The 13,675-nt window shown below is 65.0% G+C and carries 11 protein-coding genes; 9 read left to right on the top strand and 2 right to left on the bottom strand.

Annotation, left to right across the window (positions count from 1 at the left end; translation table 11 throughout):
- Positions 1-8: 8 nt before the first annotated feature.
- Positions 9-1,247, top strand: coding sequence for an MFS transporter (locus tag IP68_RS03400; RefSeq protein WP_054133542.1), 1,239 nt, complete (start codon positions 9-11; stop codon positions 1,245-1,247).
- Positions 1,248-1,269: 22 nt separating this feature from the next.
- Here IP68_RS03400 and IP68_RS03395 read toward each other — a convergent pair whose 3' ends face one another.
- On the bottom strand, positions 1,270-1,842 hold the full coding sequence (locus IP68_RS03395; RefSeq protein ID WP_156317916.1) for a winged helix-turn-helix domain-containing protein: 573 nt from the start codon (positions 1,840-1,842) through the stop codon (positions 1,270-1,272).
- A gap of 94 nt (positions 1,843-1,936) precedes the next feature.
- Here IP68_RS03395 and IP68_RS03390 point away from each other — a divergent pair, with 94 nt between their 5' ends.
- Positions 1,937-3,181 carry a serine hydrolase gene (locus tag IP68_RS03390; protein WP_082382080.1) on the top strand — a complete coding sequence of 415 codons (1,245 nt, stop codon included), beginning with the start codon at positions 1,937-1,939 and terminating at the stop codon, positions 3,179-3,181.
- A gap of 162 nt (positions 3,182-3,343) precedes the next feature.
- Here the strand turns inward: IP68_RS03390 and IP68_RS03385 are convergent, their stop codons facing one another.
- On the bottom strand, positions 3,344-5,683 hold the full coding sequence (locus tag IP68_RS03385; RefSeq protein WP_054133539.1) for a TonB-dependent receptor: 2,340 nt from the start codon (positions 5,681-5,683) through the stop codon (positions 3,344-3,346).
- A 178-nt stretch (positions 5,684-5,861) separates the two neighbouring features.
- Between IP68_RS03385 and IP68_RS03380 the strand changes: the two genes are divergently transcribed.
- The 7 genes from IP68_RS03380 (at position 5,862) to IP68_RS03350 (ending at position 13,673) form a co-directional block, all read left to right on the top strand.
- Positions 5,862-7,871 (top strand): alpha-glucosidase, encoded by a 2,010-nt coding sequence (locus IP68_RS03380; protein ID WP_054133538.1) that lies wholly within the window; start codon positions 5,862-5,864, stop codon positions 7,869-7,871.
- Positions 7,868-8,881 (top strand): LacI family DNA-binding transcriptional regulator, encoded by a 1,014-nt coding sequence (locus IP68_RS03375; RefSeq protein WP_054133537.1) that lies wholly within the window; start codon positions 7,868-7,870, stop codon positions 8,879-8,881. Before IP68_RS03380 ends, IP68_RS03375 begins: the two co-directional genes overlap by 4 nt.
- On the top strand, positions 8,878-9,792 hold the full coding sequence (locus tag IP68_RS03370; protein WP_054133536.1) for an aldo/keto reductase family oxidoreductase: 915 nt from the start codon (positions 8,878-8,880) through the stop codon (positions 9,790-9,792). Before IP68_RS03375 ends, IP68_RS03370 begins: the two co-directional genes overlap by 4 nt.
- 107 nt (positions 9,793-9,899) lie before the next feature.
- On the top strand, positions 9,900-10,988 hold the full coding sequence (locus IP68_RS03365; RefSeq protein ID WP_054133535.1) for an LLM class flavin-dependent oxidoreductase: 1,089 nt from the start codon (positions 9,900-9,902) through the stop codon (positions 10,986-10,988).
- A gap of 11 nt (positions 10,989-10,999) precedes the next feature.
- Positions 11,000-12,490 carry a glycerol-3-phosphate dehydrogenase gene (locus IP68_RS03360; protein WP_231683663.1) on the top strand — a complete coding sequence of 497 codons (1,491 nt, stop codon included), beginning with the start codon at positions 11,000-11,002 and terminating at the stop codon, positions 12,488-12,490.
- Complete coding sequence (locus IP68_RS03355) at positions 12,487-13,065, top strand: NADPH-dependent FMN reductase (protein ID WP_054133533.1); 579 nt, start codon at positions 12,487-12,489, stop codon at positions 13,063-13,065. Before IP68_RS03360 ends, IP68_RS03355 begins: the two co-directional genes overlap by 4 nt.
- A complete protein-coding gene (locus IP68_RS03350) occupies positions 13,062-13,673 on the top strand; it encodes a 3,4-dihydroxy-2-butanone-4-phosphate synthase (RefSeq protein WP_054133532.1) in 612 nt (203 codons plus the stop codon). Before IP68_RS03355 ends, IP68_RS03350 begins: the two co-directional genes overlap by 4 nt.
- Positions 13,674-13,675: the final 2 nt, after the last annotated feature.

The raw sequence follows: 13,675 nt of genomic DNA, 5'->3' as shown, positions 1-13,675 counted from the left end.
ATTGCGCAATGAACGAGGCCCAGAAACAATCGGCGCAACAGGGCGTCGCGCGCGGCGCGGCGATTGCGCTGGTGGCGCTGCTGTTCCTGGGCAATGCGCTCAACTATGTCGACCGGCAGGTGTTGGCGCTGTTGAAGCCCACGCTGGAAGCCGAATTCGGCTGGTCGGACGCGGACTATGCGCATCTCGGCTCCTCCTTCCAGATCGCGGCCGCTGGCACCTTGCTGTTCGTCGGCTGGTTCGTCGACCGGCTGGGGGTACGCGTCGCCTATTCGATCGCGGTCGTGGTGTGGAGCGCGGCCGGCATGGCGCATGCGCTGGCGCAGACGGTGCAGCAGTTTGTCGCCGCGCGGATCGTGCTGGCGGCGGGCGAATCGGTGAGCACGCCAGCGGGGCTCAAGGCCGCGGCGATGTATCTTCCGGTCAAGGAACGCAACTTCGCCATTGGCCTGATCAACACCGCGCCCAATATCGGCGCGATCATCACCCCGTTGCTGATCCCGCCGTTCGCGCTCGCCTTTGGCTGGCAGGCAGCGTTCTGGGTCACGGGAGCCTTGGGCTTCGTCTGGCTCGCGGGCTGGTGGTATGGCACCCGCAACCTCAAGCCCCTGGGCGATATCCCCGAGCGCGCGCGCGTGCCGTGGGGAATCCTGCTCTCCGACCGCAGGACCTGGACCGTGATCGGCGCGAAGTTCTGCATCGATGCGGTGTGGTGGTTCGTCTTGTTCTGGATGCCCGATTTCTTCAACCGCCAGTTCGATATGGCGCAGGGTGACCTCGGCTGGCCGATCGCGATCATCTTCACGCTGGCCGCGCTGGGCGCGATCACCTCGGGCGGGCTGTACCCGATCCTGCTGAGCAAAGGCATGACCGTCAACGCCGCGCGCAAGACCTCGATGCTGTTCTACGCGGTCGTCGTGCTGGCGATGCCGCTGGCACTGACCACCGACAACCCGTGGCTCGCCGCAGTGCTGATCGGCCTTGGGCTGTTCGCGCATCAGGGCTTTTCGACCAACGTCTTCGGCATGACCGCCGACATCATCCCCGCCACCCGCGTCGCCAGCGTCATCGCTTTGGGCGCGGTCGGGGGCAATCTGTCAGGCACCGCGATCATCGAATTTGCGGGCTATTCGCTGGGCAGCGGCATGGGCTATGTGCCCCTGTTCGCGATCTGCGGCAGCGCGTATCTGGTGGCGCTGGCGTTCATCCAGGTGATGATCCCGAAGCTCAAGCTGGCGGCGGAATGAGGAATTGGGGGAATGCGGCAGATCAAAGTTTGACCGCCGCCATGTGCAAAAGATAGCGCGGATTTGCAGCGTTATCGCACATCCGGAAGCGATCCATCAGGGCTTGCAACTCCTGCCGCAGCCGGGCTGCATCGGCTCCCGTCAGGCCGACGTCGAGCCATAGTTCAACGGCTTCATTCTGCTGGTCGGGGTCAGTCACAAGATCGGCGCGAGGTCGGACGCCATCGTGCCGGAAGCATATCCCCTGAAGCGATCTGTTCAAATTCTGGTCAAGCAGGTCCCGCAGTTTCCGCGTGAATGCAGTGCCCGGCATTTCGTCGACCAGCTCTGCAGCCACAAAGAACGATTTCGCCACCGCACGATAGAATTTTACCGCCCGCCCGGACCGGGGCTGTTCTCGCGTGATCTGGATCAGGCCCAGTCGCATACACTGCGAGACATGATAGTGTAGCAGGCTGAGCGGCAGCTGGGTTGCAGATGCCAGTTCGCTCATCGACATGTCACCTGCCATGAGGGTTTGTACGATCCTGCGCTGACGGGGAGATGCAAAGGCTGCGGCGGCTGCTCGCTCCGTTACATGCATATGTTCACGCATCGAATGCCTCCTGGGCTGACCATCATCAAGCTCGCCTAGTTCAAGACCATGTATAGAATTTGAAGTTGGTGCTCGTCAAAGCTGGTGATCCTCTATGGGAGACAAAATTGTGCGTTTGATTCGACCGATTTCAGCCATGCTCATCACGGCATTGCTGGCCTGTCCCGGGGCTGGTGCCACCGCCACCCCACAAGCACTGGACGACGATGCGTTGCGCGCGTGCTTGGCGGGCGTTGCAGCCCCTTCGTCCTTCTCTGGCGTCATGGCCGTGACGCGACCGGGCGGCACTGTATCCTATGCGCAAGGCCTGACGGCCGGGGCCGGAAGCACCGCCATTGCAAGCGATGCCCGGTTCAATCTGGGATCGGCCAGCAAGATGTTCACGGCGGTGGCCGTGGCCCAGTTGGTAGACGCAGGCAAAGTCAGCCTGGATGATCCGATCAGGAACCATGTCGATGGCCTGACGCCCGGCGCTGGCGCTGTGACCGTCCGGCAGTTGCTGACGCACAGCAGCGGGCTGGGCAACTTCTTCACGCCGGACAATCTGCCGGCTCTCGAGGCCGCGAGAAGCCTTTCTGATCTGAAGCCTCTGGTCGTGCGCGAACGACCGGAATTTCCGCCCGGCTCGCGCGTCCAGTATTCAAACTCCGGTTTTCTCCTGCTGGGCCTCATGATCGAGCATGTCAGCGGAGAGAGCTATGAAGACTATCTCCAGCGGCATATCTTTGCGCCATCAGGCATGACGGCATCCAGCACGCTGCCCGGCAGCGACACCGAACGCGCCGTTGGAATGACCAACATGCCTGAAATGCTGCTTCCGCCGCCCGGCGGCGCACCCGGACAGCACGCCGGGCCGCCCGGACCTCCACTGGGACCACCGCCTGGACCACCGCCCGGAATGCCTGGCGGGCCCAATGGAATGCAGATGCCACCACCCGGCCCGCTTCGCCCTGCCGTGGAAGCCGCACTGGTCGGAAATTCGGCAGGCGGGGCCTATAGCAATGCAGCGGATATGCAGCGTTTCTTTGCATCTCTGGTGGCCGGAAAGCTGACCAGCGCCGCCATGCGTGATCGTCTGCTTTCCACGCAGATTGCGATGGATCCTGCCAGTCCCAACAGGCCTGCGGTTTCTCATGGCCTCGGCTTTGCAGTTGGCACGTACAACGGGCACCGATGGATGGGACACAATGGCGGAACTTTGGGGGTGAATGTCGAGACGGCGACGTTTCCCGACGATCAGACGACGATAGTGATCATGGCCAATCGCGACCCGCCAGTGGCAACCGATTTGATGCGCAAGGTGCGCGCAATTCTGTTTGATGGCGGGACCTGCACGTGATCAGGCCCCGTTGAAATCGGGCACCGCCCGCTCGCCCTCGCAACCCCGGCTAAGCAGCACGCTGGGGGAGGATTAAGGACAAGAAATAGGGCTCCGGACGATGCGCCCGGAGCCCCATTCTTTGCCCTGTGGCCCGAAGGGCTTATGTTATCCCTGAACCACTTAGCGCAGGCGGGCGCGGAAGCTGACGCCGAAGTAGCGATCGGCATCGCGCGGGATCTGCAGGCGCTGGCCGGCGCTGACGTTGAGCAGAGCGTACGCCTTGTCGGTGATGTTGCGCGCCAGGAAGCTAATGCGGTAGTTGTCTTGCGGATCCGAGAACCCGATGCTGCCGTTCCAGATGCCATAGGCCGCGATCGGGCCGGATTCGCCGAGGTCGGAGAACTGGCGGCTGACGTGGCGGAAGTCGGTGTCCAGATAGACCTTCACCGCGCCCAGATCACGCTCGTAGCTGGTACCGATCGTCCAGGTGAACTTCGGTGCCAGCGGCAGCTGGGTGCCGTTGCGGGCATCGGGCGCGTTGGTGGCGGGGTTGGGGTTGAAGCGCTTGACCGTGGCGTCGGCATAAGCGCCGCTCGCACGCAAAGTCCAGCCATCGACCGGCACTGCGAGCAGATCGATTTCAAAGCCTTCGCTCTTCACCGATCCGGCGTTGGTCAGGTTGGAGACGACCGCCCCGTTCAGCAGCACGAAGTTGTTCGCCTGGAAGCCGTCATAGGTGACGGTGAAGGCAGACGCGTTGACCTGAATGCGGTTGTCGAGGAACTGCGATTTGATGCCGATCTCGAACGCGTCGGAGGTTTCCTCGTCGATCGGGATCGCGTTGGTCGGCGCGGTGTGGTTGAAGAACACGTTGAACGCCGGGCCCTTGTAGCCGCGGGTGTAGCTGCCGTAGAGCATCACGTCTTCGGATGGCTTGAACTGCAGCGCGGCGCGACCTGAAAGGTTGCCGTTGCTGCTCTGGCCACGCGAAGTGTTGGTGCCGTTGCCGCCAGAGGCGATCGTGCCGCCGGCAGGTGCGCCGGAAACGCCGGGGCCAGTGGCCGGAAGGCCGGTGGTCGCGTTGATGCCCGGTGCGCGGGTGTGGACGAAGTCGAGCTCATCCCAGGTGTAACGCAGGCCGCCGATCAGCGCGAGCTGCTCGGTCAGGCGATAGGTCGCCTGGCCGAAGATCGCGTAGTTGCGCGACTTGACGTCGCTGAACGAGGTCGCGGTCGGGAACAGCGTGTTGGTGCGATCGTTCACGTTGCACGGACGGCCACCGGTGATCGGATCGATCGGCAGCGTCGAGCTGTTGCAGGTGATGTTGCGACGGGTGAAGTCCTGCTCGTTGTCCGAACCCCACAGGAAGCCGCCGATCTGGTAGAAGAACGGCTTGGACTGGTCCGATGCCAGGCGCACTTCGAGCGAGAGCTGTTCGGTGCGCACTTCGCCATTGTCGTGCAGTTCGCCGGTGCCGACGAGCGCGCGGGGGAGGAAGTCACCCTCGCGGATTTCGGTGTTCTCCCAGTTGCGATAGCCCGCGACGACGCTAAGCACATGGTCGGTCAGCACATCGAAATCGCCCGAAGCGGTGAGGCTCCACTGGCGGTCGAGGGTGCGGGTGACGAGGTTGTGGTTGACGAAGCGCTGGTTGACGCCGCGCGCCACGCCGCCGGGCAGGCCGAGCTCGCGATCGAGCACCGCGCCGCGGCTGACGCCGGTGACATCTGCACAGCAATCGTCATCGGCTTCGAAATAATCGGCGATGAAGCGGAAGCGCGAACCGCCGCTGTCGTAATCGAGGATCGCGCGCGCACCGTAATGCTCATAGCCGTTGATGGTGTTGCGACGGCCGCCGTTGATGTTGGTGATGTTGCCATCGAAGGTGCCGTAGAAGCCGGTGACGCGGCCGGTCAGGCCTTCGCCCAGCGGGCCGGAGAGCGATGCGCGCAGGCGGTATTCCTGGCCCTCGAACAGTTCGGCGCGCGCTTCGGCCTGCAAAGTGTCGGTGCCGCCCTTGGAGATGATGTTGACGAGGCCGGCAGACGCGTTCTTGCCGAACAATGTGCCCTGGGGGCCGCGCAGCACTTCAAGCCGCTCGGCGTCGACCAGATCCATGAACGCCTGGCCCGAGCGGCTGAGCACCACGCCATCGACCACGGTCGAGACGCTGGGTTCGGCTGCGACCGAGAAGGTGATGGTGCCGACGCCGCGCATCACGATGGCGCTGTTGGCGCTGGTGGTGCCCTTGCGGAAGGTAACCGAAGGAACGAGCTGGGTCAGCCCTTCCAGGCTGGTGACGCCGGTGGCTTCGAGCCGGTCAGCGGTGATCGCGGTGATCGAGATCGGCACATCCTGCACGTTCTCTGCGACCTTCTGCGCGGTCACGACGATTTCGGCGATCCCGCCGGTGTCTTCCTGCGCGGCATCCTGCGCGAAAGCGGGGGTGGCAAAGCCAAGCGACAGCGCGGTGGCGGACAGCGCCAGGGCGCGTGCGGACGGATACTTGGTGAACGTCATGTGTAACCTCTCCCTGCGAGAATGCGGTCGTAGCGGGGGCTTGCCGCCCCTTGATATGGTCGCCGCGATTGCCCCTTGATCTGCTATGACTGTCCCGATATGTCAAGCGGTGTCAGAAAAACGGGCGGAGGCTGCGGCCAATCTGCCACAGTCCCGGCTGCGGGGTGAGGATAATAGCTTGAAACTGCGGCTGGACGCCGGAAATGACGGGTTCGATCTCCGCTTCGGGGATCATGTGGTGTTGCGTCACCGCCAATCCTGTCCTGCGGTGGTCATGGCGCGGGGCAACCCCGATATCCTGATGATTCGCGGCAATTTCCGCATTTCCGATTCTCCTGAAGGTGCCATTGCACCTGCGGGTTGGCGCACCTGCTATCAGGGCGTCGAACTGCTCGACGGCGATGTGCCCGTTGTGCGGATCGAGCTGGCCGGGAGCATGCTAAAGCTGCGCGCGCTGATCCAGGGCTATGACCGGCTGCGCGTCAATTTTCACGCCGAGCCCGGCGAGACCGTCTGGGGCGGCGGCGAGCAGATGAGCTATCTGGCGCTGAACGGCCGCGCCTTCCCGATCTGGACCAGCGAGCCCGGTGTCGGCCGCGACAAGTCGACCGAGCTCACGCGCATCATGGACGCCGACGGCATGGCGGGCGGCGATTACTGGAACACCAATTATCCGCAGCCGACCTTCCTCACCTCGCGCTGGCTGGCGGTGCATCTCGATGCCAGCAGCTACAGCGTGCTCGATTTCACCGATCCTGAAACCCATGCGGTCGATGTGTGGAGCGGTGCGGCGACGTTCGAGATATTCGCCGACACCGGCCCGACAGGCCTGGTCGCGCAGCTTTCCACGCGCTTCGGGCGGCAGCCGCAATTGCCCGACTGGGCGATCGGCGGCGCGATCGTCGGGCTGAAGTCTGGCGCGTCGAGCTTCGAGAGGCTCGAGCGGTTCATCGAGGCTGGCGCTGCGGTTTCCGCTGTGTGGTGCGAGGACTGGGCAGGGGTCCGCGAAACGACCTTCGGACGCCGCCTGTTCTGGGACTGGCACAGCGGCGCGCGCAGCGCAGAGCGCTATCCCGATCTCAAGGCGCGCATCGATGATCTCCATGCACGCGGCATCCGCTTCATGGCTTATGCAAACCCGTATATCGCGGTGGATGGCGAGCTGTACGAGGAAGGGCGCGCAGGTAAGCACTTCTGTCTGAAGCGCGACAGCGACGAAGTGTACCTCGTCGATTTCGGCGAGTTCGATTGCGGCGTTGTCGATTTCACCCGCGCGCAGACCCGCGCTTGGTTCGCCGAACGCGTGCTGGGCCGCGAGATGCTCGATATCGGGATCGATGGCTGGATGGCCGATTTCGGTGAGTATCTGCCCACCGACCTCAGGCTTGCCGACGGTTCCGACCCGATGGAAGCGCACAATCTGTGGCCGGTGTTGTGGGCCGAGGTCAACGCGCGTGCGGTCGAAAGCCGGGGACGCACCGGCGATGCGGTGTTCTTCATGCGCGCAGGCTTTTCGGGCGTTCAAGCGCATTGCCCGTTGCTGTGGGCGGGCGACCAGTCGGTCGATTTCACCCGGCACGATGGCATCGGGACGGTGATCACCGGCGCACTTTCGGCCGGGCTGGTGGGTAATGCGTATAGCCATTCGGATTGTGGCGGCTACACCTCGCTGCACGGCAACATCCGCACCACCGAACTGATGCAGCGCTGGTGCGAACTTTCGGCCTTCGCGCCGGTGATGCGCAGCCACGAGGGCAACCGCCCCGACGACAATCTGCAATATGACAGCAATGCCGAATTGCTCGCCTGCTTCGCACGCTGGAGCCAGGTGCACGCGCACCTTGCCCCTTATGTCCGCCAGCTGTGCGCCGAGGCCAGCGAGGCCGGGCTCCCTACGCAGCGGCCCTTGTTCCTGCATTACCCCAATGATGCTGCACTCTTTACGGTGCAGGACCAGTTTCTCTACGGTGCCGACCTGCTGGTGGCACCAGTGATCGAGCAGGGGGCGCTGCAGCGCCAGGTCATCCTTCCGGGCGAACGGCCTTGGCGGCATGTCTGGACGGGCGAGGATTTCGCCCCCGGGGTTCACGACATCCCTGCTCAGATCGGTCAGCCACCGGTGTTTTACCGCCCGGACAGCGACTTTGCCGCGCTGTTCGCGGGGCTGAAAGGGGTGCTGGAGGAATGAGCGAGCGAGCCAACATCAAGGACGTGGCGGCGCGGGCGGGGGTTGCGGTCAAGACCGTCAGCCGGGTGCTCAACGGCCACCCCTATGTCAGCACCGAGACCCGCACCCGGGTCGAGGACGCGATGCGCGCGCTCGATTTCCGCCCCAGCGTCGCCGCGCGCATATTGTCGGGCGGCAAGTCGAACCAGATCGCGCTGATCTACGACAACCACAGCCCCTATTACATGTTCCAGATCCAGACCGGCTGCTGGGACTTCTGCCGCGCCAACCATATCCGGCTGCTCGCCCAGCCGGTCGATGTCGCCGATCCCGATGTCGGCGAGCAGGTGCGGGGCCTTGTCACCGAAACGCATGTCGATGGCATCATCCTGTCCTCGCCGGTGACCGATTGCGACCCGGTGCTGCGCGCGCTCGAGGCGCTCGATGTGCCCTTCGTGCGGATTTCGCCCGGCACCAATCACGCGCTGACGAGTTCGGTGTTCATGGACGATGCCCAGGCCGCCGATGACATGACCACCCATCTGATCAATGCCGGGCACCGCCGCATCGGCTTCATCAAGGGCCACCACAATCACATGGCCTCCGACGACCGGCTTTTCGGCTATCGCCGCGCGCTCGACCGGGCGGGGTTGCCGTACGATCCGGTGCTGGTGTGCGATGGCGAGTTCGATTTCGATTCGGGCGTACGCGGCGGGCGGATGCTGCTCGATCTACCGCAGCGGCCCAGCGCGATCTTCGCCTCGAACGACGACATGGCCGCGGGCGTGCTTGCCGTCGCGCATGATCGCGGAATGGTCGTGCCCGCGCAGCTTTCGGTTGCGGGCTTCGACGATACCACGCTGGCGCGCACCGTCTGGCCGCCGCTCACCACCATCCATCAGCCGATGATCGAGCTGGCGCGCACCGCCACCGAGATCCTGATTGCCGGTGGCGATATCTCGCATCGCCGCCTTCCCCACACCCTAATCGAACGCGCCTCGGTGGCGCCCCCTGACAGGACTTTTTCATGAGTGAATTGCCAATGCCTCCTGCCTTCCGTCCGCTTGGGCGCAGCGATATCGCGGTGTCCCCGATTGCGTGGGGCATGTGGCGGCTTGCCGACAATGGCCGCAGCGTTGCCGAGGCTACGACGCTGGTGCACGCCGCGCTCGACGCCGGTATCAATTTCCTCGACACCGCCGACATTTATGGCTTCAACGGCTCGGGCGGTTTCGGCGATGCCGAGGCGCTGCTGGGCGAGGTGATCGCAGCGGAGCCCGGCCTGCGCGACCGCATGGTGCTCGCCACCAAGGGCGGCATCCTGCCGCCGCTGCCATACGACCAGAGCGGCGACTATCTGCGCAAGGCGATCGACGATTCGCTGCGCCGCCTCAAGGTCGACATGGTCGATCTGTGGCAGATCCACCGTCCCGACATCCTCGCGCACCCGCAGGAAACCGCGCGCGTGCTCGATGACGCGGTCTCGTCGGGCAAGATCCGCACCATCGGCGTGTCGAACTTCACTGTCCACCAGATCGCCGCGCTCGATCATTTCCTCGCCGAAAAGCTGGTCACCACCCAGCCCGAGATCAGCCCGCTGCGGATCGATTGCTTCGAAAATGGCGAACTCGACCAGGCGATGATGCTCGGCCTGACCCCGATGGCGTGGTCGCCGCTGGGCGGCGGGCGTCTGGCTGCGCCTGAAACCCCGCAGGATATCGCGGTTGCAGCAGCGCTCGATGCGGTGGCCGGGGCGCAGGGCGTCTCGCGCACCGTCGCGGCTTATTCCTGGCTGATGGCGCATCCGGCGGGGATCGTCCCGATCATCGGGTCGCAGCAGCCCGGCCGCATCGCCGAGGGCGCACAGGCGCTCAAGGTGCGCTGGACGCGGCAGGACTGGTACGCGGTGCTCGTCGCCGCGCGCGGTGTCCCGCTGCCCTGAGGCGCGCACCGATCGGCCGCGTGCGCGCCTGCGCCGTGGCAGCATGAATATCGCGACGACGGGCTGGCCCCGTCGACAGAACACAAGTTTCTGCAAGGAGAGTCATCATGACTGAACAGAATTGCGAGATTTCCTGGTTTTCGGCGCTGTGCGACGATGACTATGAATTCCTCGGCGTGCCCGACCCGTATCTCAAATCAAGCTGGGAGCACTGCCGCAACATCGTGCTGCGCGCTGAAGAGGGCGGGTTCGACAACATCCTGCTGCCATCGGGCTATGCATTGGGGCTGGACACCACTGCGTTTGCCGCAGCTGTCGCCACCCAGGTCCGCCGCATCAAATTGCTCTGGGCGACGCGGATGGGCGAGGACTGGCCGCCGCAGCTCGCGCGCCGCATCGCGACCCTGGACCGCATCCTCGGCCCCAATGCCGCAGGCACTGGCGGACGGCTCAACGTCAACATCATTTCGTCCGACATGCCCGGCGAGAAGATCGAGTCCGGTCCGCGCTATGCCCGCGCGACCGAGATCATGAAGATCGTGAAAACCCTGCTCAACGGCGAGCATCTCGATTTCCAGGGCGAGTTCTACCAGCTCGAACTCGATCCCCCGCGCATCGGCACGATCTCGGGCAAGTGCCCCGCCTTCTATTTTGGGGGCCTCAGCCATGATGCGCGCGAGTGCGCTGCGGAAGCATCCGACGTCTATCTGATGTGGCCCGACACGATGGACAAGGTCCGCGAAAACATCGCCGACCTGACCGCGCGCGCCGCGCGTTATGGCCGCACGCTCAAGTTCGGCTATCGCGCGCATGTCATCGTCCGCGAGACCGAGGACGAGGCGCGCGCCTATGCCGACCGGCTGCTGTCCAAGCTCGACGACGAGGCGGGCAGGGCGATCCGCGAACAGTCGCTCGATGCCAAGAACTTCGGCGTCCAGCGTCAGCAGGAGCTGCGCGGCGCGGCCGATGGCGATGGTTTCGTCGAGGAAAACCTGTGGACCGGGATCGGCCGGGCGCGCTCTGGCTGCGGGGCTGCGATCGTCGGTACCCCTGATCAGGTGCTGGCCAAGCTGCGCGCCTATCAGGCCGAGGGCATCGAGGCGTTCATCCTCTCGGGCTATCCGCACATGCAGGAAGCCGATATGTTCGCGCGTTACGTGCTGCCGCATATCCAGCATGGCCCGCTGAACATCTGATGGAGCAAGGCTTGCCCGGCGAACCTGCGATCTTCGACGTCGCCGTCATCGGGGGTGGCGTCAACGGCACCGGCATCGCGCGCGATGCCGCCGGGCGCGGCGCGAAGGTGCTGTTGCTCGAGGCGCAGGATCTTGCCAGCGGCACCTCGTCAAACTCGAGCAAGCTGATCCACGGGGGCTTGCGCTATCTCGAGCATTACGAGTTCGCCCTGGTGCGCGAGGCGCTGGGCGAGCGCGAGAAGCTTTGGAAAATCGCGCCGCACATCATCTGGCCGATGCGCTTCGTGCTGCCCTGGGTGAAGGGTCTGCGTCCGCGCTGGCTGCTCAGGCTCGGGCTGTTCCTCTATGACCATCTGGGGATGCGCAAGCTGCTGCTTGCCACCGAGACGATCCGGCTCGACCGGCATCCGGCTGGAGCACCGCTCAAGCCTGAATTCAAGCACGGCTTCGTCTATTCGGACGGCTGGGTCGATGATGCCCGGCTGGTGGTGTTGAACGTGCGCGACGCGGCGGATCATGGCGCCGAGGTGCACACCCGCTGCCCGGTGAACAAGCTCGAGCGCGAAGGCGCCCTGTGGCGCATCGAAACGGCGAAGGGCAGCTTCACCGCACGCTCGGTGATCAATGCCGCCGGGCCTTCGGTGCTCGGCATCCTGGGCCGGAGTGGCGAGACGCCCAAACAGTCGATCCGCCTGGTGCGCGGGTCGCACATCGTGGTGCCCAGGCTGTTCGATCACCCGTTCCCCTATTTTTTCCAGCTGCCCGATGGCCGCATCTTCTTTGCGATCCCCTATGAGCAGGACTTCACGCTGATCGGCACCACCGACCGCGATCACACGCCCGGCGAGCCGATCGTCGCCAGCGACGAGGAAATCGCCTATCTGTGCGAGGGCGCGAGCCGGTTCTTCGCCAAGCCCGTGACGCCATCGCAGGTCGTGTGGAGCTATTCGGGTGTGCGGCCTTTGGTCGACGACGGATCGGGCAAGCCCGAAGCCGCGACGCGCGGCTATCGGTTCGACGTCAGCGAGCCCCAGGAAGGCGCGCCGATCCTCTCGGTGTTCGGCGGCAAGATCACCACTTTCCGCACGCTGGCGCAGGAGGCGGTCGACCGCATGGCCGAGCGTATCCCGGCGCTCGCAGGTGCGCACTGGACCGACACGAGGCCGCTGCCTGGCGGCGATTTCGGGGTGGACGATGTCAACCGGCAGATCACCAATCTGCGCGCGCGCTACCCGTTCCTGGAAGCAAAATGGGCCGACCGCCTGATCCGCTCTTATGGAACGCTGGCCACCACGGTGCTGGGCGATGCGACCAGCCTGGCAGACTGTGGCGAGCATTTCGGCTACGGCCTCACGACACGCGAAGTGCGCTATCTGATCGCCAACGAATGGGCGCGCGAGGCCGATGACGTGCTTTGGCGGCGCACCAAGCTGGGCCTGCGCCTCTCAGCATCCGAGCAGGACAATCTGCGCAGCTTCTTCACCAAGGAAACCATGTCATGACACCGCGTATCGTCGCCATCGGCGGCACCGTCTCCGCCGGCAGCACCACCGAGCTCACGCTGCGCACCGCGATGGCGAGCGCGGCGGCGCACGGCGCCGAAGTGCAGCTGTTCGACGGGGCCTATCTCGCCGCGCTGCCGCATTACCGCAGCTCCGCGCACGCGGGCGCCGAGGGCAGTGAACTGGTCGAGGCCGTGCGCCACGCCGATGGCCTGCTGCTCGCAGCGCCCGGCTATCACGGCACGATCTCCGGACTGGTCAAGAATGCGCTCGATTATCTCGAGGACCTGTCCAAGGACAGCCGGCCCTATCTCGATGGCCGCGCGGTCGGGCTGATCGCGACCGCTTATGGCGACCAGGCGACGATGAGCACGATGCAGACGCTGCGCAGCATCGTCCATGCGCTGCGCGGCTGGCCGACCCCGATGGGGGCGACGATCCGCACCTTTCCCGGGCTGTTCTCGGTCGATGGCGAATGCCTTGACGACCGCGCGCGGCTGCAGCTCGAGCTGGTCGGCCAGCAGGTGGTACACGGTGCGATGAGCCTCTCTGCGATGGCAAAGGCTGGCGCATGAGCGGGGTGCAACCTGCGCTGGACGCACTGGCCCGGGGCGAGGTGATCATCGTCACCGGCGATCGCTTCCGTCGCGGCGACATGGATTTCTGCGTCGCAGCCCATCACGCCAGCGCCGATGCGATCAACTTCCTCGCCACCCATGGCCGCGGGCTGATCTGCCTCGCGATGCGGCAGGACCGCGCCGAGCAACTGGGGATCAGCCTGATGAACCCCGGCACCGAGCGCCAGTCGGGCAGGCCGCTGGGTCGATCGATCGAGGCCGCAGAAGGCGTCACCACCGGCATTTCCGCCGCCGACCGCGCGCAGACCGTCAAGGTCGCGATCCAGCCCGATGCGACCTCTGAGCACATCGTCTCGCCCGGGCATGTCTTTCCGCTGATCACCGCGCCGGGCGGGGTGCGGGAACGCGCCGCAGCCGCTGAAGCCGCGGTCGATCTGTGCCAGCGCGCTGGCGTCGGCGATGCGGCGGTGATCTGCGCGATCATGCGCGACGATGGCGAGATGGCCCGGCCTGCCGACATTGCCGATCTGGTGGCGCGGTTCGGCCTTGCGGTCGCCAACATTGACGATCTGCTGGAAATCGCGGAACCGGGCGCGCAACGATAAAA

Origin of the sequence: Blastomonas sp. AAP25, from assembly GCF_001295965.1 — a bacterium.
Classification (GTDB): domain Bacteria; phylum Pseudomonadota; class Alphaproteobacteria; order Sphingomonadales; family Sphingomonadaceae; genus Blastomonas; species Blastomonas fulva.
The sequence above is the reverse complement of the archived record's forward strand: the minus strand, read 5'-3'. Positions and strand labels throughout refer to the sequence as shown.